General features: G+C 60.4%; 15 protein-coding genes. 7 read left to right on the plus strand and 8 right to left on the minus strand.

From position 1 onward, the window contains the following. The first annotated feature begins 59 nt into the window (after nt 1-59). The 5 genes from ACMGF9_RS08250 (at nt 60) to ACMGF9_RS08270 (ending at nt 5,817) form a co-directional block, all read left to right on the plus strand. Nucleotides 60-1,355, plus strand: coding sequence for an HlyD family secretion protein (locus ACMGF9_RS08250; RefSeq protein WP_075686604.1), 1,296 nt, complete (start codon nt 60-62; stop codon nt 1,353-1,355). Further along, nucleotides 1,342-3,477: a peptidase domain-containing ABC transporter gene (locus ACMGF9_RS08255; RefSeq protein ID WP_004935271.1), complete on the plus strand. Its 2,136-nt coding sequence runs from the start codon at nt 1,342-1,344 to the stop codon at nt 3,475-3,477. The genes ACMGF9_RS08250 and ACMGF9_RS08255 overlap by 14 nt, the downstream gene beginning before the upstream one ends. 115 nt (nt 3,478-3,592) lie before the next feature. Continuing rightward, nucleotides 3,593-3,793 (plus strand): hypothetical protein, encoded by a 201-nt coding sequence (locus tag ACMGF9_RS08260; protein ID WP_015378375.1) that lies wholly within the window; start codon nt 3,593-3,595, stop codon nt 3,791-3,793. A gap of 77 nt (nt 3,794-3,870) precedes the next feature. After that, nucleotides 3,871-4,269 (plus strand): type II secretion system pilot lipoprotein GspS, encoded by a 399-nt coding sequence (gene gspS, locus ACMGF9_RS08265; RefSeq protein WP_076740695.1) that lies wholly within the window; start codon nt 3,871-3,873, stop codon nt 4,267-4,269. Nucleotides 4,270-4,383: 114 nt separating this feature from the next. Then, entirely contained in the window at nt 4,384-5,817 is a 1,434-nt protein-coding gene (locus ACMGF9_RS08270) for an EmmdR/YeeO family multidrug/toxin efflux MATE transporter (RefSeq protein ID WP_004935263.1), read from the plus strand. A gap of 30 nt (nt 5,818-5,847) precedes the next feature. Here the strand turns inward: ACMGF9_RS08270 and ACMGF9_RS08275 are convergent, their stop codons facing one another. The 4 genes from ACMGF9_RS08275 to pqqU form a co-directional block, all read right to left on the minus strand. Continuing rightward, nucleotides 5,848-6,027 carry a hypothetical protein gene (locus ACMGF9_RS08275; protein WP_015378373.1) on the minus strand — a complete coding sequence of 60 codons (180 nt, stop codon included), beginning with the start codon at nt 6,025-6,027 and terminating at the stop codon, nt 5,848-5,850. Continuing rightward, on the minus strand, nt 6,024-6,209 hold the full coding sequence (locus ACMGF9_RS08280; RefSeq protein ID WP_075685149.1) for a hypothetical protein: 186 nt from the start codon (nt 6,207-6,209) through the stop codon (nt 6,024-6,026). Before ACMGF9_RS08280 ends, ACMGF9_RS08275 begins: the two co-directional genes overlap by 4 nt. 225 nt (nt 6,210-6,434) lie before the next feature. Beyond that, on the minus strand, nt 6,435-8,807 hold the full coding sequence (locus ACMGF9_RS08285; RefSeq protein ID WP_004935255.1) for a glucose/quinate/shikimate family membrane-bound PQQ-dependent dehydrogenase: 2,373 nt from the start codon (nt 8,805-8,807) through the stop codon (nt 6,435-6,437). Nucleotides 8,808-8,954: 147 nt separating this feature from the next. Continuing rightward, nucleotides 8,955-11,093, minus strand: coding sequence for a TonB-dependent receptor PqqU (gene pqqU / locus ACMGF9_RS08290; protein WP_414160194.1), 2,139 nt, complete (start codon nt 11,091-11,093; stop codon nt 8,955-8,957). A gap of 305 nt (nt 11,094-11,398) precedes the next feature. Between pqqU and ACMGF9_RS08295 the strand changes: the two genes are divergently transcribed. Then, nucleotides 11,399-12,388, plus strand: a complete 990-nt coding sequence (locus tag ACMGF9_RS08295) for an aldo/keto reductase (protein WP_015378370.1) — start codon at nt 11,399-11,401, stop codon at nt 12,386-12,388. On the opposite strand, the gene ACMGF9_RS08300 is transcribed toward ACMGF9_RS08295, so the two are convergent. Then, nucleotides 12,385-13,278: a LysR family transcriptional regulator gene (locus tag ACMGF9_RS08300; RefSeq protein ID WP_048325047.1), complete on the minus strand. Its 894-nt coding sequence runs from the start codon at nt 13,276-13,278 to the stop codon at nt 12,385-12,387. The two genes, ACMGF9_RS08295 and ACMGF9_RS08300, sit on opposite strands and share 4 nt — an antisense overlap. 173 nt (nt 13,279-13,451) lie before the next feature. Here ACMGF9_RS08300 and ACMGF9_RS08305 point away from each other — a divergent pair, with 173 nt between their 5' ends. Continuing rightward, on the plus strand, nt 13,452-13,847 hold the full coding sequence (locus tag ACMGF9_RS08305; protein WP_015378368.1) for a cupin domain-containing protein: 396 nt from the start codon (nt 13,452-13,454) through the stop codon (nt 13,845-13,847). Nucleotides 13,848-13,853: 6 nt separating this feature from the next. Here the strand turns inward: ACMGF9_RS08305 and ACMGF9_RS08310 are convergent, their stop codons facing one another. The 3 genes from ACMGF9_RS08310 to gabD all read right to left on the minus strand — a co-directional run bounded on the left by ACMGF9_RS08310 (nt 13,854) and on the right by gabD (nt 16,224). Further along, on the minus strand, nt 13,854-14,222 hold the full coding sequence (locus tag ACMGF9_RS08310) for a glyoxalase/bleomycin resistance/extradiol dioxygenase family protein (protein ID WP_025159860.1): 369 nt from the start codon (nt 14,220-14,222) through the stop codon (nt 13,854-13,856). A 22-nt stretch (nt 14,223-14,244) separates the two neighbouring features. After that, the gene (locus ACMGF9_RS08315; RefSeq protein WP_414160195.1) at nt 14,245-14,658 is read right to left on the minus strand and encodes a GyrI-like domain-containing protein; all 414 of its coding nucleotides are present in this window, start codon (nt 14,656-14,658) and stop codon (nt 14,245-14,247) included. 90 nt (nt 14,659-14,748) lie between these two features. Continuing rightward, nucleotides 14,749-16,224, minus strand: a complete 1,476-nt coding sequence (gene gabD / locus ACMGF9_RS08320; RefSeq protein WP_015378365.1) for an NADP-dependent succinate-semialdehyde dehydrogenase — start codon at nt 16,222-16,224, stop codon at nt 14,749-14,751. Nucleotides 16,225-16,402 lie beyond the last annotated feature (178 nt).

The raw sequence follows: 16,402 nt of genomic DNA on the forward strand, positions 1-16,402 counted from the left end.
CAAAGCCGCAGCGCTCTCGCTGCGGCTGTCTCCCGGTCAGGCAAGCGCAGGTTCTTCCTATGAGTGATAATAAGAGCAGGAATATTTTCCGCCAGGAGGCGGTCAATTATCAACGTCAAAGATGGACCGGCAGGGCGCTGTTAATTTCCGGCGCGTCGAGCCATGTGATTGCCGCCACCTGTTTCACTTTTATTCTGATCCTGGCGGGCGCACTCTATTTTTGCGAGTACACGCGCCGGGTCGATGTTGAAGGCGAGGTGATCAGCATCCCGCATTCCACCAATGTGTTTTCCTCCCAATACGGTTACGTGAGCCAGGCATTCCATAAAGCCGGTGACATCGTGGAAAAGGACGAGCCGCTGTATGTGATTGATGTCTCGAGAAGCACCACGTCCGGCAATGTCAGCCATATCGCGGCCAGCGAAATAAGCAAACAGATTAGCAATCTGGATTCGATAATCAGCAAGCTGAATAAAAATAAAACCGCCATGCTGGATAATTTGCGCAAACAGATCAATAGCTATGAAAACGCCTATAAAGAAACCGAGAAACTGAACCTCAGCGCCAAAGAGGGGATGGATAAAATGCGGGATAGCCTGAAAAATTACGAACACTATTTGACGAAAGGCCTGATCACCAAAGATCAGTTAAATTATCAGCGTTCGCTCTTTCAACAACAGCAAAGCTCGTATCAGGCGCTCTACAGCCAAAAGATCCAGCAAAATATTCAGCTGTCGCAGTTGCGCAGCGATTTGCTGATTCGCGCCGCCGATTACGACAATCAGATATCGCAAAGCGAATCGCAACGCAGTGATTTACAACGCCAGCTGGCGGAGTCCAATGCCGGCGGCCAGGTCATTATCAAAGCGCCGCTCAAGGGGAAAATCGAGTCGCTGAGCGTGACCGCCGGGCAGGTGGTCGAGAGCGGCAGCAGTCTGGCGCAAATCAAGCCGATTGATAACATCAAATATTATCTGGTTTTATGGCTGCCGAATAACAGTTTGCCCTACGTGAAAATCGGCGATGGCATCAACATTCGCTATGAAGCCTTCCCGTCGGATAAATTCGGTCAGTTTCCGGGAAAAATAGAATCCATCTCGTCGGTCCCCGCCTCCCCGCAGGAAATGTCGGAATACAGCAGCGGAAATAAAAGGGAAAGGAACGCCTACTACAAAGTGCTGGCGTCCATCAGCGACACGCAATTCAGCGATAAAGGCAAATATCTCGAAATCAGCAGCGGGCTGCAGGCCAGGGTCATCGTCTTCCTGGATAAGAAACCGCTTTATCAGTGGGCGGTCGCGCCTTTGTATGACATAAAAAACAGCGTTGTGGGGCGAGTCGATGAAGGACAATAATCTCTTTGAACGGATCAACGAGAAGTTAACCTTCTCACTGCGCAAGCGGGTGCCGAGCATCTTGCAGTCGGAATCATCGGAATGCGGCCTGGCGTGCCTCGCCATGATCGCCTCCTATTACGGGTTTAATGTGGATATGCTGAGCCTGCGGCAGCGATTCGGCATTTCCACCCAGGGCGCGACCCTGGGGACGATCTCTCAAATCGCGTCGCAAATCCAGCTGAAGACGCGCGCCTTGTCCTTGGACATCGACGAAATCAATCAGCTGAAAACGCCCTGCATACTGCACTGGAATATGAACCACTTCGTGGTGTTGGTTAAGGTGCAGCGCGCCGGTTTTGTCATTCACGATCCGGCCTTCGGGCGCCGAGTGATCGGGCTGCAGGAGATGTCGAATCATTTTACCGGCATCGCGTTGGAGCTGTGGCCCGACAGGGCATTTCAAAAAGAGACCCTCAAGACCCGTTTGCGCCTGCTGGATTTGATGAAAAACATCGAGGGCCTGCCGGGGACGCTGCTCAAGATCTTTGCGTTATCGATAGTCATCGAATCGGTCAACCTGCTGCTGCCGGTGGGAACGCAACTGGTGACCGACCATGTCATTCAGGCGCATGACTACAGCCTGCTGACGGTCATCTGTTTGGGGCTGATCTTCTTCACCTTGTTCCGCGCGGTGGTCAGCATCGCCAGGGCCTGGATCTCCATCGTGCTCGGGACGCTGACCGATATTCAGTGGAAGACGACGCTGTTTGAACACCTGATGAAGCTGCCGCTGGATTTTTTCGAAAAACGGCACCTGGGGGACATTCAATCGCGCTTTTCCTCGCTGGATGCGATCAGAACCACCTTTACCAATAATATCGTCAGCGGGATCATCGACGGCATCATGACGGTCGGGCTGTTCGCGATGATGATGGTCTACGGCGGCTGGCTGGTCTGGGTCGTGGCGGGCTTCACTCTGATCTACATCCTCATCAGGATGATGACTTACAGAACCTACCGTCAATTCTCGGAGGAGCAGATCGTCAAGGCGGCCAAGGCCAACTCGCATTTCATGGAGACACTGTACGGCATCTCGACCGTCAAGGCGCTGGGCATCAAGGAAACGCGCTCCAGCTATTGGCTCAATCTGAACGTCGACGCCGCCAATACCAATATCAAAATCACCCGATTCAATATGATGTTCGGCGGGATCAATACCTTTATCACGACGCTCGATCAGGTGGCGATCCTGTGGCTTGGCGCCATGATGGTCATCGACAATTCCATGACGCTCGGCATGTTCATGGCGTTCAATGCCTATCGCGGCCAGTTCTCTCAGCGGGCCTCGAGCCTGATCGACCTGGCGATCGGCTTGCGCATGCTGTCGCTGCACAATGAGAGGATATCCGACATCGTCTTTACCGATGCGGAGACGGAGTCCGCGCCGCGACAGGTTTTCCCCTCGGGCACGGGGATTGCCATTGAGGTAAAAAATCTTACGTATCAATATGACGCGCTGTCGCGGCCGATCTTCAAAGACCTGAACATGCGCATTGCGGCCGGCGAAAGCGTGGCCGTCGTGGGCGCCTCCGGCGCGGGCAAGACCACCTTGCTGAAGGTGATGTGCGGTTTGCTCAGCCCTACTTCCGGCCAGGTTTTGGCCGACGCGATGGATATCCACAAAGTCGGGGTGAATAACTACCGTAACGCGATCGCCTGCGTGCTGCAGGACGACCGGCTGTTCTCCGGGTCCATTGCGGAAAACATCAGCGGGTTTGAGGTCAATGCCAATAAAGAGCTGATCATGGCCTGCGCGATACACAGCAATATCCACGATGAAATCATGCAGATGCCGATGGGCTACGAAACCCTGATCGGCGAGTTGGGCAACGGCATCTCCGGCGGGCAAAAGCAACGTCTGTTTATCGCGCGCGCCCTCTATCGCCGCCCGAGCGTGCTGTTTATGGATGAAGCGACCAGCCATCTGGACGTTGAGAATGAGTCGGCGATCAACCGAGCGATATCTTCGCTGAATATTACGCGCGTGATCGTCGCCCACAGAAAGTCGACCATCGACTCGGCCGACAGGGTAGTGGTGCTGGGGGCCGAGAGCGGCGCGCCGGCAGGCGGCGGTGAATAAAGGGCGCTAGCCGGCGCCGGGGCGAAGCCGGCAATGCAGGCTGTCCCCACGGTGAAAATCGCGGTAAAATGCAGCAGTTGACCCTATCGCATTCCATCAGGCCGTCGAACCCGCTATGAAAACGCGCAAACCGCGCCGCCCGCCCGGGCGGTGGATCTATTACATCCTGCATGAAGACATGCTGTGGCCTTGCCCGGTTAAATGGGAGTGGGAGAGCGGCTATAACGCCTGGTTGCCGTTTTACTATTCCCCCACGTTGGAATTCGTCGCCGGCAACCCCGCCCGCGCCACCAAGGTCAGCAGCGGCCGGCGCTAAGCGTACTGCCCGCCTTGCCGCCCGGCATCCGCTCACCTAAGATCATTGCATCACCCACAGGTTTTCCCGGAGCCCCCATGTCTACTCTGTTTCGCACGTCTCTTTGCGGCGCGGTGGCATTGCTGCTGCTCGTCGGTTGTCAGCAGACGGCGCATAAACCGGCGCCGCCGCTGCAGGCGCAATTGGATCACATCGCTTTGATGTTGGCCGGTGGGCATTTCCTGCGCGTGGACTGTGGGCGCAGCGACGTGCCGGACGACGTGAAATTGCAACGCACCGCGATGCGTGCAGCGCAGCACCGCGGCTGGGATACGCAGGCGGCAGGGTATCGGCAGTTGCCGGCGCTCACCCAGGCGCGTTACCTGACTCTGCAACAGGACAATCAGCTGCTGACGGACAAATGCGCCACGCTCAGCCGCAGCACCGCGCGCTTTATCGCGGCGGCGCAGGCCGATCAGGAAGACTACATGGAGTAGCGCTACGGTGTGCCTGTCGGGCGCTCGCCACGGGCGCCCAAAAATTCTTTGCAGGATAACGATTTATCGCTCATCATTTGAAATGATGTTTCACTTTTATCCATCGAGCCCACCTTGAACCTGTATGCCGCACTGCGTCAGCGCGTGGAAAATACGCCCTGGTACGCCAAACGGAAAAGCTACCGCGTGCTGTTCTGGCGCGAAATCACGCCGCTGGCGGTGCCGATTTTTCTGGAGAACGCCTGCGTTCTGTTGATGGGGGTGCTGAGCACCTTTCTGGTGAGTTGGCTCGGCAAAGAGGCGATGGCCGGGGTGGGGCTGGCGGACAGCTTCAACATGGTGATCATCGCCTTTTTTGCCGCGGTGGATCTCGGCACCACCGTGGTGGTGGCTTTCAGCCTCGGCAAGCGCGATCGCCGGCGGGCGCGGGCGGCGGCGCGTCAGTCGCTGGTGCTGATGACCGGCGTGGCGCTGCTGTTGGCGGCGGGCATTCACCTGGCGGGCGAACCGATCATTGATGTGATCGCCGGCGCGGCCTCGCCGGAGGTGAAAGCGCTGGCGCTCTCTTACCTGCAAACCACGGTGTGGAGCTACCCGGCGGCGGCGATTGCGCTGATCGGCAGCGGCGCTCTGCGCGGCGCAGGCAACACCAAGATCCCGCTGCTTATCAATGGCGGCATGAATATCCTCAATATCATCATCAGCAGCATCCTGATTTACGGCATGCTGGGCTGGCATGGCCTGGGCTTCGTCGGCGCCGGGCTGGGGCTGACGATTTCCCGCTATATCGGCGCCATCGCCATCCTCTATGTGCTGGCGATCGGTTTTAATCCGGCGCTGCACATCACGCTGAAAAGCTATTTCACGCCGCTGAAGATGAGCATCCTGTGGGAAGTGCTGGGGATCGGCATTCCCGCCAGCGTCGAGTCGGTGCTGTTCAACGGCGGCAAACTGTTAACGCAGATGTTCGTCGCCGGCATGGGCACCAACGTGATCGCCGGTAACTTTATCGCCTTCTCCATCGCTTCGTTGATCAATTTGCCGGGCAACGCGCTGGGCTCGGCTTCGACCATCATCGTCGGCCGGCGGCTCGGCAAAGGCGAGATCGGTCAGGCGGAACGGCAGCTGCGCCATATTTTCTGGCTGTCTACCCTCGGGTTGACCGCTATCGCCTGGGGTACGGCGCCGTTGGCCGGGGTATTCGCCGCGTTTTATACCTCGCAGGATGACGTGAAAACGGTGGTGAAAACCCTGATTTGGCTCAACGCCGCCTTTATGCCGATCTGGGCCGCTTCCTGGGTGTTGCCCGCCGGGCTGAAAGGCGCGCGCGACGCCCGCTTCGCCATGTGGGTGACGATGCTTGGCATGTGGGGCTGCCGCGTGGTGGCGGGCTACGCGCTGGGTATCGAACTGGGCATGGGCGTGGTGGGTGTCTGGTTGGGGATGTTCCTTGATTGGGCGGTGCGCGGCGCCTTGTTCTACTGGCGCATGGTCAGCGGGCGCTGGCTGTGGAAATATCCGCGAGCCAAACGCCGGGAGGCCGGGTAACGTCGGCCGCGGGGCACCGGCGAGATGGCCTCAGTATAAAAGCGTCATCGCGCTGAAGAACAGCAGCGTCAACGCGATGATGATGAGGTTTTGCGTGGCTTTGCGCACCAGTTTGCTGGCGCTCAGGCGGCTGTCGATGACGTAGAGCAGCGGCACCATCAGCAGCACATAGGCGAACATCAGCATGGCGGTAAAGGGCTGCAGATTCATTCATGTTCCTCCTGGGCGTCATCATGGCCGATCAGATGCACCAGCACCGCCTTCGGCTGATGCGGCAAACCAATAAAGGGCGGGGTGGCTGGGGAGTCCGCCGTGAACGGCAGACCGGCACGCCGCGTCTTCACCGCCGCTTGCAGGATCTTCTTTCGATGCTTCCGAGTATGGTCGACCATGCGCCTCCGAATAGGGCCGCCCGAAGGCGGCCGATCGTTGTATTGCCCATTAAGCTGGAGAGGATCGCAGCCGCTGCCGGGGCCGCAGAGGTATAATATTGCGAATGATAACCATTATCAATAATGCGAGTGAAAAAATTAAGGGTATTGCGAGGGGACAGCCGGCGGGCGGGAAAAGAAAAAGCACGCCTTGCGGCGTGCTTTGCGGGGTACTAACGGCGGTGGTTACTTCTGATCGGGCAGAGCGTAAGCGACCACGTAGTCGCCCAGCTTGGTGCCGAAGGAACCGTGGCCGCCGGCGTAGATCAGCACGTACTGCTTGCCGTTGACCTCATAGGTCATCGGCGTCGCCTGGCCGCCGGCCGGCAAGCGCGCTTCCCACAGTTTTTCACCGTTGGTCACGCTGAAAGCGCGCAGGTAGTTGTCTGCGGTGGCGCCGATGAAGAACACGTTACCGGCGGTGGTCACCGGGCCGCCCAGCATTGGCATGCCCATTTTGAACGGCAGCGGCAGCGGTGAGCTGTCGCGCACGGTGCCGATGCGTTTTTTCCACACGATGTCGTTGGTTTTCAGATCCACGGCGGAAATGTAACCCCAGGCCGGCTGTTTGCACGGCAGGCCGAACGGCGACAGGAACGGGTTCAGGGTAACGCCGAACGGCACGCCATACTGCGGCTGTACGCCGGACTCGGTGCCGCTGCCGCCTTTGTCGCCTTCCGGCGGCTCAATCGGGTTGCCTGGGCCGCGCGGGATCAGTTTGGAGACGAACGGCAGCGCGATCGGGTTGGCGATGGCGATTTCGCGATCGGTATCGACGGCCAGGCCGCCCCATTCGAACATGCCCAGGTTACCCGGGAACACCAGCGTGCCCTGCTCGGAAGGCGGGGTGAAGGTGCCTTCATAACGCAGGCTGTGGAACATCACGCGGCAGACCAGCTGATCATAGATGGTCGCGCCCCACATGTCGGCGCCGGTCAGTTTCTTCTCAGGACGGAAGGTCAACTCGGAGAACGGCTGGGTCGGCGACAGGCGATCGCCTTTGGCCGGGCCCTGCGGTACCGGTTTCTCCGGCGCCGGCACCACCAGTTCGCCGTTGGTGCGGTTCAGCACGAAGATGTTGCCGGTTTTGGTCGGCACATAGATCACCGGCACTTTTTTACCGCTCTTGTCGGTAATGTCCGCCAGGGTCGGCTGCGCCGGCACGTCCATATCCCACAGGTCATGGTGGACCGTCTGATAGAACCAGGCCAGTTTGCCGGTGGAGGCGTTCAGCGCCAGCAGGCCGCTGGCGTAGCGTTCCATTTCCGGGGTGCGATCGCCGCCCCAGATGTCCGGAGTGGAAACGCCCATTGGCAGGTAAACGATATCCAGCTTGGCGTCATAGGCGGCAGGCGCCCAGGAGTTCGGCGAGTTAGGCACGAAGTGGTGCTCGTCCGCCGGGATGGCGTTCGGATCCTTCGCGCCCGGATCGAAGGCCCACAGCAGCTTGCCGCTGTTGATGTCGAAGCCGCGGATCACGCCGGAAGGCTCGCGGTTGGAGTAGTTGTCGGTCACGGCGCCGGCGATGACGATCACTTTATCGGTGATCACCGGCGGCGAGGTCGGCTCGTAGTGGCCCGGCGTCGCATACGGCATATTGCTCTGCAGGTTCAGCTCACCGTTGTTGGCGAAGTCCGGGCAGGGTTTGCCGGTTTCGGCGTCCAGTGCGAACAGACGGCCGTCGTTGACCGGCAGAATGATGCGGCGTGCGCACATCGCCGGTGCGGCATCGCCTGTGGCGCCTGCGGCTGCGGCGGTTTCGTGGTAAGACACGCCGCGGCAGGTGATGTGCTGGAAGGTTGGGTTGTACTTCAGCTGCGGATCAAACTTCCATTTTTCTTTACCGGTGGCGGCATCCAGCGCAAACAGCTTCTGGTGCGGCGTACACATGTAAAGGGTATCGCGGATTTTGATCGGCGTGACTTCGTTGGTGATCTCACCCGGATCGTTGGCGGTCTTCAGATCGCCGGTCTGGAAACGCCAGGCTTCTTGCAGCTGGCCAACGTTTTTGTCGTTGATCTGGCTCAGCGGCGAGTAACGGGTGCCTTCCTGGGTGCGGCCATAGGCCGGCCAGTCGGCACCGGTGGCGTCTTTCGGCTGTACCTGCGCGGCGTCGAGCGTGCCGTTGATCTCTTGCGGATCGTTGAACACGGCATAGGCCAACGCGATGACGGTGATCGCCAGCGCCGCGCTCAGCGCGCCGTAGGCGAATTTGCCGTTGGCCACCAGCTTGCGGTAGATAAACGGCAACACCAGCCACAGGCCGAAGAAGAAGGTGACGTCCAGGCGCGGCGTCAGCGCCCAGAAGTCCGGGCCCACTTCCCACAGGGCCCAAATGGTGGTGCCCAGCAGGAATACCGCGTACAGCAGCAGCGCGGTGGCGCGGCGGCGGAACAGCAGCCAGGAGGTCGCCAGCAGCACCAGCCCGGCGATGATGTAATACAGCGAACCGCCCAACTTGGCCAGCCAGATGCCGCCGCCGAGCAGATAAAGCCCGCTCAGCGCGGCAAACAGCGCCGTTATGACGATAAGCGGCGATAGTGACGCTTTATTTTGCATAGCAATACCCTTACCAAAAATGAAAGTCCCCGATTTAGAGATTAAGCCAAATCGGAAAAAACACGCGGTTTCTCCCTATTATTTCAGCGAGAAGCCGCTAGGGTGACGTAAAACCCATCCCGTTTTTTAACCTTAAGGTGCTTTGCCTTATTCAAAGCGATAAGACAAGGTGGCGCCGCCACCCCAGTTGCGCCCCGGCGCCGGCTCGAAGTAGCGGCCGTTGCCTTCGTTGACGATCACCGAACCGACGTATCGGCGATCGAAAACATTGTCCACCCGGCTGAACACGTCCAGCGCCCAGCGGTTCCAGGTAAAGCGATAACCGGCGTTTACGCCGGCCACGGTGTAAGAGGGAGCCTGCGCGCTGTTGGCGTCATTGGCCTGAATGTCGCTCATGTAGCGTAGCTCCGCGCCGGCGTGCCAGCCTTCCGGCGGGGCATAGGCCAGCGAGGCGTAGCCCATGTTGCGGGCGATGCCCGGCAGGCGATTGCCGGCGGGGGTACAAACGGCTTTGCCGCACATATCGCTGCGGTAGGTGGCGTCCAGCAGCGTCCAGGCCATATGCAGGCGCCAGTCCAGCGCAAACTCTTGATCCAGCGCCAACTCCAGGCCGCGCCGCCGGGTTTTGCCGGCGTTGGCGTAGCTGGTGCGCCCACCGCTGCTTTCCGCCACCACCAGCTCGTTGTCGGTATCGGTCTGGAACAGGGCGGCGCTCACCAGGCCGTTGCCGAGGCGCAGTTTGCTGCCCAGTTCGACGGTGTCGCTGGTGGACGGCTGCAGGCCGATGTTCAGGCCGGCCTGGCCGTCGGGGCGGTAGGAGAGTTCGTTGATGGTCGGGGTTTCAAAGCCGCGGCCGGCGGAGAGATAAACGTTCCACGCCGGATTGATTTTATAGTTGAGCGAACCCATCGGCAGCCACTGGTGGTAGCGTTTGCTGCCGCTGTCGTCGCCGTTGCGCGGCGTGATGTAGTAGTCGGTCGAGTCGAAGCTGACCGTGCTGTAGCGCAGGCCGGCGTCCAGCGTCCAGTGCGGCGTCAGTTGCCAGGAGGTTTGCAGGTAAGGATCCAGGTTCCAGATGCGGTTTTTCTCGTTGCGCCGCTGGTCGCCTTTCTCGCCGTAGTCCACTGTGCCGTCTCGCAGAATAAAGTTTTCAAACCCCTGCCGGCGTTCGGTCATGGTTTCATAATCCAGACCGCCGATCAGTGTTACCGGTAACGAGGCGAGAGTATCCTCATGCTTCCAGCGAGTGTCAATGCCCTGATATTTTCTTTCCAGCACGATCACCCCGCCGGCGTGGGTAGGGTTGAGCTGCGGCCCGCGTGGAATGGATTGGTACTGCGTGGTGTGGCGCTCGCCGTGGTAGGCGGTCAGCGTCAGTTCGTCGCGCTCGCTCATCTGGCGCTGATAGCGCAGGCCGGCCTGGGTCTGATCGAGCGATTTGCGGGTGTTGAATTGATCCGCGCGCGGCGCCTGGCGCGGGTTTTCCTTCCATTCCGCTTCGGTCAGGCCGCCCGGATCGCCGGCGTCAATGGAGACGCTGTTGAACATCAGCGTCAGGGTGCTGACGTCGTCCAGCCGCACGCCGAGCTTGCCGTTGCCGAGGTTTTTGCGCGCGGCGCTGTGATCGCGATAGCCCTGAGTAGTGAAGCGGGTTCCCGATATAGCATAGTTGACGTCGCCGGCCTGGGTGCCGTCGCCGGTGGCGCCGGTCGCTTTCACCCCGTAGCGCCAGGTGTTGTCGCTGCCGAAATAGCCGCCGGCCTCCAGCGTCGGCGGCTGGGTGCCGGTAATCGTATCAACATTGATCACCCCGCCCGAGGCGTTGCCATATAGAGCGGAATAGGGGCCGCGCAGCACCTCGATGCGTTCGACGGAATTGATGTCGATATTGGAGGTTTGCCCCTGGCCGTCGGGCATGGTGGCGGGAATGCCGTCGACGTACATGCGCACCCCGCGCACGCCGAACATCGAGCGGCTGCCGAACCCGCGTATCGACAGCTGCAGATCCTGCGCATAGTTTTGCCGGTTTTGAAGCTGCAGGCCCGGCACGCTGCCGAGGTTTTCCGACAGGTTAATCTGCGGGGCGGCGTTGCGCAGGTCTTGCCCGTCGATCACGCTGACGGACACCGGCGATCCCAGCTCGGTCAATCCGATGGGTTGCGCCATCACCACCAGGGTGTCGCTTTTCTCTTCATTATTTTCTGCCGCCAGCGCCTGGCTGGCAAACATGGGTTGTAGCAATAGCATTGCAGCCGGGGTAAGCACGGCGCTTTTCTTATTGGTCATGGAATAAATCTGCCACTGGTATTGAAAGGGAATCGCAGGTCGATTCAGAGTTAGCCATCTGTCGCTCCATCTACATGACGCTAAACGAAAAGGGTAAGGCATCCTGACATCAGTATAGAGTATCTCGGGCAGGAACGTTCCCGCAAAAACGCTGGTCCCAGCAACGGTTAACGGATTCATGAGCCTGGTTCATAAGCTCAAGCGTATTTTGCCCCATAGTCATGGCGGCAGCCGCCTTTTACAGTCACCACACCGGAGCGGCGCCGCGTCAGGCGGAGCCGGTATCATTCAGTGGGAGAGTGAAGATGCAAACACGCAAGTTAGGGCGAGAAGGGCTGGAAGTATCGGCGTTGGGTCTGGGCTGTATGGGGCTGAGTTTTGGCTACGGCCCGGCCACCGACAAACGGCAGGCGATCGATCTGATCCGCGCCGCAGTTGACGAGGGCGTGACGTTCTTCGATACCGCCGAGATTTATGGTCCGTTCACCAACGAGGAATTGTTGGGCGAAGCGCTGGCGCCGGTGCGCGATCGGGTCGTCATCGCCACCAAGTTCGGTTTCGATCTGCCGCAGCCGGCGGGGCAACAGGTGTTGAACAGCCGTCCGGAGCATATTCGCCGGGCGGTGGAAGGTTCGTTGAAGCGCCTGCGGGTAGAGACGATCGATTTGCTGTATCAACATCGCGTCGATCCCGAAGTGCCTATCGAGGAGGTGGCCGGTACGGTGCAGCAACTGATTCGCGAAGGGAAAGTGAAGTACTTCGGCTTGTCGGAAGCCGGAGCGCAAACCATCCGGCGAGCCCATGCGGTGCAGCCGATTACGGCGCTGCAAAGCGAATATTCGCTATGGTGGCGCGAGCCGGAGCGTGAAATCTTGCCGACGCTGGCGGAACTGGGCATCGGTCTGGTGCCGTTCAGCCCGCTCGGCAAGGGCTTTCTCACCGGCGCCATCACCGAAGACACCGCCTTTGACAGCGGCGATTTTCGCAACCTGGTGCCGCGCTTCAGCGCCGAAGCACGCCGGGCCAATCAGGCGCTGGTGAGCGTGCTGGGGCAGATAGCGCAGCGCAAGGGCGTGACGTCGGCGCAGATCGCCTTGGCCTGGCTGTTGGCGCAACAGCCGTGGATCGTGCCAATTCCGGGAACCACCAAGCGTCATCGGCTGCAAGAGAACCTCGCGGCGGCGTCGGTGGTGTTGGCGGCGGACGAACTGGGCGAGATTGAGCGCGCGCTCTCCGCTATCGACGTGATCGGCGATCGTTACCCGGCGCATCTGCAGAAAAACGTCGGGCGTTAAGCCCCGCGCCGCAACGCCTCAATCAGCAGCGCAAAGGCGGTGGTGTGTTGCCTGCGGCTTGGATAATAGAGGTAATAACCGGGAAACGGCGGGCACCAGTCGTCCAGCGCCATCTGCAACCGCCCGTCGGCCAACGGCTCGGCGACGCTGTCTTCCGGCACAAAGGCGATACCGAGGCCGAGCTGCGCAGCGTCGATCCGCTGGCGCAGGCTGTTGAAGGTCAGTTGCCCCTCCACACGTACTTTGATCTCCCGGCCATCGCGGGCAAATTCCCAGGCGTACAGCCCGCCGAGGGTGGGCAAACGCATGTTGATGCAACGGTGGTTTTGCAATGCCTGCGGCGTGGCGGGGAGGCCGTGACGGGCGAAATAGGCGGGTGAGGCGACGGCCACCATGCGCATGTCCGGCCCGATGCGCACCGCGATCATGTCCTTCGCCACCTGTTCCCCCAGCCGGATGCCGGCGTCGAAACGCCCGGCGACGATGTCGGCCAGACTATTGTCGACGGTGATTTCCACGTTGATGTCCGGGTAATCGATGAGGAAAGTGCGCAGCACCGGCCACAGCACCGCATCCACTGCATGTTCGCCGGCGGTAATGCGGATGTTGCCGGCCGGGCGATCGCGCATTTCACCCAGCGCGTTCAGCGCGTTTTCTATCTCCGCAAAGCGCGGACCGATGCTGTTGAGCAGCCGCTCACCGGCCTCTGTAGGGGCGACACTGCGGGTGGTGCGCGTGAGCAAGCGCAGCGCCAGGCGCTCTTCCAGCCCGCGTATAGCGTGGCTGAGCGCCGATTGGGAAACGCCAAGCTGCGCCGCCGCTTTGGTGAAGCTGCGTTCTCTGGCCACCATCAGGAAAGCGATCAGGTCGTTAACGTTTTCTTTCAACATATCGGCACCGAAGAGCAAGGTTAGGGCGCGGCCGCGCGTAGATTTATGAATTTAGCTCATAGCTCCTTGCGCATTTTACCCGCTAGTCGGCGGAAAAGCATGGCGCTATCTTGGCATCACTCACTTATGACTATCAGCGCCGGTTGTGAGAGCCGGCGCGGAGGATAAAACAGATGAAAATACAACGCAGCGGTTCGATCCCATCACAGCGCGGTTCGGCGGATTATTTTACCGGGCAGGTGCGCATCGACGCGCCGTTCGCCGGCGAAGCGCCGGCCAGAGTGGGCGGCGCAACCGTCACCTTTGAGCCCGGCGCCCGCACGGCCTGGCATACGCATCCGCTCGGCCAGACGCTGATCGTCACTCAGGGGCGCGGTTGGATCCAGATGTGGGGCGAGGCCACGCAGGAAATGCACCCCGGCGATATCGTCTGGATCCCGGCTGGCGTCAAACACTGGCACGGTGCGACGCCGGACTCCGCCATGACTCATATCGCCATCGCCGAAGCGCTGGACGGCACTCCGGTGACCTGGCTGGAGCCGGTCAGCGAGGCGGAGTACCGGCAATAACGGCGCTCAGGACCTGCGGTTCTGTTCGCAGAACCGCAGGCGGTTGCCGAACGGATCGGTGAGGTTCAGTTCCTTGCCCCAATCGACAATCTCCAGGCCCGGCCGTGCATAGCGGTAGTTTTTGGCCGTGAGCTCCCGGTGCAGCGCATCGATGTCCTGCATCGGAATGAAAATGGCGGCGCCGGGCGTGCTGTCGCCGTAGTGTTCGCTCAGGTGCAGCGTCAGCCCGGCGCGGGCAATCTGCATGTACAGCGGCAGGTCTTCGCTGAAACGGTGCTCCCATTCCAGCGTGAAACCGAGAAAATCCAGGTAAAACTCTTTGGCCTTGTCGACCGAAAAGATACGCAGGATCGGAATGGCGGGCGAGAAGGCGATCATCGTTGACCTCATTGTCGCGTTAGCGGCAGCCGATGGGGATATCGACCGCGTCGGGGCCGGTATAGGCTTCGAAGTCGGTCAGGAAGCGGCGTTCGATCTCAGGGTGTTGTTCGAAGTAGGCCCAGATGCGCTGCCAGCTTGCGATGACCGCCGCCGGCATCGCGCCACGGGCGGAGAAGACCAGATAGCGGCCGGGTTGGATGTGTAAACCGCTCTGTGCCTCACTGCCGGCGGTGACGTCAAACGGCCCGCTGGCGTCGGAAGCGTAATTGGAATAGACCCCGTATACCGGCAGGGCGGGTGAGGTAGCGAAAAAATCCGACCACAGCGCGGGAATCTTTGCCGTTTCGGCTTGGGTTTCGTTCTGGTTGGTGGTTCTGACTGTTTGGCCGGCGACGTAAAAGCCGGGCAGATGTACCGAGATGGGCCGCATAGAGACAATCCCTTTTAACCGCACAAAGATGCCTAACCTAAAGATAGCAAACGCCAGACAGAACCCCCGCAGGTGCGGGGGCCGAACGCATCAGGCATCCACGCCGCCAAGGCATAGGTATTTGATTTCGAGATAGTCCTCGATGCCGTACTTCGATCCTTCGCGGCCCAAACCGGAGTGTTTCATGCCGCCGAACGGCGCCACCTCGGTGGAAATCAACCCTTCGTTGATGCCGACAATGCCGTACTCCAGCGCTTCGGCCACGCGCATCACTCGGCCGATGTCGCGGCTGTAGAAGTAAGCGGCCAGGCCGAACGGCGTGTCGTTGGCCAGTTCGACGGCGTCGGCCTCCTGGCTGAAGCGGATCAGGGGCGCCACCGGGCCGAACGTCTCCTCGCGGAAGATTTTCGCCGTGCGCGGCACATCGGTCAGGATAGTCGGGGTGAAGAAATTGCCGCCCAGCGCGTCAGGCTTGCCGCCCAGCAGCACCGAGGCGCCGTGCTCGACGGCGTCGGCGATATGCTCGCGCACTTTTTCCACCGCGTCCGGGTTAATCAACGGGCCGATGGTGACGCCGTCATCCAGGCCGTTGCCGACTTTCAGCTTGGCGACGGCGGCTTTCAGTTTGGCGGCGAAGGCATCGTATACGCCGTCCTGCACCAGAAAACGGTTGGTGCAGACGCAGGTCTGGCCGGCGTTGCGGTATTTCGAGGCGACCGCGCCGGCTACGGCGGCGTCCAGATCGGCGTCGTCAAACACGATAAACGGCGCGTTGCCGCCCAGCTCCATGCTGGTTTTCTTGATGGTGGGCGCACACTGGGCCAGCAGCTGCGCACCGACTTCGGTGCTGCCGGTGAAGGAGAGTTTGCGCACGTCCGGGTTGGCGGTGAGTTCGCCGCCGATGCCTTTGCTGGGGCCTGTTATCACGTTGCATACCCCGGCGGGCAGCCCGGCGCGCTCCGCCAGCACGGCGATCGCCAGCGCCGAGAACGGGGTCTGGCTGGCGGGGCGGATCACCCCGGTGCAGCCTGCGGCCCAGCCGGGGCCGGCTTTGCGGGTGATCATCGCCGCCGGGAAGTTCCACGGGGTGATGGCGGCGAACACGCCGATCGGCTCTTTTTGCACGATGATGCGGCGACCGGCCTGGGGCTGTGGAATGGTGTCGCCATACACCCGCTTGCCTTCCTCGGCGAACCATTCGATAAAGGAGGCGGCATAGGCGATTTCACCGCGGCTTTCGGCCAGCGGTTTGCCCTGTTCCGCCGTCATGATGCGCGCCAGATCTTCCTGATTTTCCATCATCAATTCAAACAGCCGGCGCAGCTTGCCGGCGCGCTCTTTGGCGGTTAACGCGCGCCAGGCGGGCAGCGCTTTTTTGGCGGCGGCGATGGCGCGTGCGGTTTCTTCGGCGCCGAAGGCCGGTACGTGGCCGATCCGTTCGCCGTTGGCGGGATTATGAATGGCGATCGAACGGCCTTCCTGGGCCGGCAACCATTGCCCGTCGATGTAGTTGGCCTCGCGGAACAGCGTGGGATCCTTGAGGGTAGCGCAGATACTGGTGCTCATGAGTCTCTTCCTTTGCTGAGTTCAACAGAGTGGTCTATCCCATACGGCTACCCTTTACCCTAGCAAATTTTGCCGCCGCCGTTTGCCCACGCGGCAACAAGATGGTGGTTTTCTTTATGCGCACCTTCTGTACAAAAAATATCCTTCGCCGGGCCGATACTGAAAGAGCAGGCATATG

Origin of the sequence: Serratia sp. BNK-23 (genome assembly GCF_047456145.1) — a bacterium.
Classification (GTDB): domain Bacteria; phylum Pseudomonadota; class Gammaproteobacteria; order Enterobacterales; family Enterobacteriaceae; genus Serratia; species Serratia nematodiphila.

Bases quoted from the DNA above. Each gene is read 5' to 3' on its own strand.
- ACMGF9_RS08250 (WP_075686604.1), top strand. From the start codon at position 60: ATGAGTGATAATAAGAGCAGGAATATTTTCCGCCAGGAGGCGGTCAAT.
- ACMGF9_RS08255 (WP_004935271.1), top strand. From the start codon at position 1,342: ATGAAGGACAATAATCTCTTTGAACGGATCAACGAGAAGTTAACCTTC.
- ACMGF9_RS08260 (WP_015378375.1), top strand. From the start codon at position 3,593: ATGAAAACGCGCAAACCGCGCCGCCCGCCCGGGCGGTGGATCTATTAC.
- gspS (WP_076740695.1), top strand. From the start codon at position 3,871: ATGTCTACTCTGTTTCGCACGTCTCTTTGCGGCGCGGTGGCATTGCTG.
- ACMGF9_RS08275 (WP_015378373.1), bottom strand. From the start codon at position 6,027: ATGAATCTGCAGCCCTTTACCGCCATGCTGATGTTCGCCTATGTGCTG.
- ACMGF9_RS08280 (WP_075685149.1), bottom strand. From the start codon at position 6,209: ATGGTCGACCATACTCGGAAGCATCGAAAGAAGATCCTGCAAGCGGCG.
- ACMGF9_RS08285 (WP_004935255.1), bottom strand. From the start codon at position 8,807: ATGCAAAATAAAGCGTCACTATCGCCGCTTATCGTCATAACGGCGCTG.
- pqqU (WP_414160194.1), bottom strand. From the start codon at position 11,093: ATGACCAATAAGAAAAGCGCCGTGCTTACCCCGGCTGCAATGCTATTG.
- ACMGF9_RS08295 (WP_015378370.1), top strand. From the start codon at position 11,399: ATGCAAACACGCAAGTTAGGGCGAGAAGGGCTGGAAGTATCGGCGTTG.
- ACMGF9_RS08300 (WP_048325047.1), bottom strand. From the start codon at position 13,278: ATGTTGAAAGAAAACGTTAACGACCTGATCGCTTTCCTGATGGTGGCC.
- ACMGF9_RS08305 (WP_015378368.1), top strand. From the start codon at position 13,452: ATGAAAATACAACGCAGCGGTTCGATCCCATCACAGCGCGGTTCGGCG.
- ACMGF9_RS08315 (WP_414160195.1), bottom strand. From the start codon at position 14,658: ATGCGGCCCATCTCGGTACATCTGCCCGGCTTTTACGTCGCCGGCCAA.
- gabD (WP_015378365.1), bottom strand. From the start codon at position 16,224: ATGAGCACCAGTATCTGCGCTACCCTCAAGGATCCCACGCTGTTCCGC.